The sequence below is a fragment of the Synechococcus sp. LTW-G genome (assembly GCF_054459035.1).
Window position 1 is genome coordinate 1 of record NZ_JBTKYW010000021.1, and the last position, 1,002, is coordinate 1,002.

Below are 1,002 nucleotides of genomic sequence, written 5' to 3' on the forward strand. Positions count from 1 at the left end.
GGTTCATCGCGGTTTACCGGGAAAGGCGGCTTTGATCTTCAAAAAGAAGTAGTCGCTGTCCCGGTAGCCATAGGCAATGCGTTTGATGACCTTGATGCGGTTGTTCATGCCCTCCAGCACGCTGGTGTTAAGCCGATAGGTGGCGCTGGCGATGATGCCCTCGGCATAGGGCTTCAGACGCCGAGCGAAGCGGATCAACGGCGCCAGGCCACTCGCCTGAGCCATGTTGAACCATCGTGTCCAACGCCACCGGGCGGCCCGCTCGGTGCGGGCGTACCAGAGCTCCTTGAGCTGGCTCTTCATCAGATACACCACCATCAACGGCTGATTCAGATCCAGTAACGTCCTCAGCTCGTCTGCCTGATCGGCCTTCAGGTTCTCAGCATTGCGCAGCAGCAACCACCGTGATCGCTTCACGGCCCGTCGTGCGGGCTTGTCCTGGCGCAGTTGGTTGGCCTGATCCACCCGAACCCGGTCGATCACCTCACGGCCGAACTTGGCGATCACATGGAACAGGTCGTAGACCACCCGTGCCTTGGGGCACCAGGCCTGTACCTCCAGGTCCATAGCGGTGTTCATATCCATGGCCACCGCCTCAATGTGCTCGCAATGAGGCCCCAGCCACTCGAAGCAGGGCCGGACCGCCTCGCGGGATCGACCTTCGCCCACCCACAGCACCTGCCGGGTCTCGGCATCGATCACCACACTGGCGTAGCGGTGGCCCTTGAACAGGGCGAACTCGTCCATCACCAGATAGCGGACCAGACTGAGGTCCGGCTCGGGCAGGTCCCGGGCCAGCCGGGCCTTGTCGATGGTCTTAAGGGTGTGCCAGTGCAGCCCGGTCAGGCCGGCGATTTGCTTGAGCGGCAGGAGGCTTAACAGAACCTCGACGTGCTGGCGCAGTCGGTGGGTCAGCCGAGCTCGCGGGGCCAACCAGGACAGCGCCTCACGCCCGACACCGCAGCGGGGGCAGCGCACCCGTCGCACCGGCACCTCCAACCA

1 protein-coding gene is annotated in these 1,002 nt (G+C 63.5%); it reads right to left on the reverse strand.

The genetic code is table 11. From position 1 onward, the window contains the following. Window positions 1–3: 3 nt before the first annotated feature. A partial coding sequence (locus ACXIQ9_RS12595; protein WP_459016858.1) for an ISL3 family transposase occupies window positions 4–1,002 on the reverse strand: 999 nt, incomplete at its 5' end.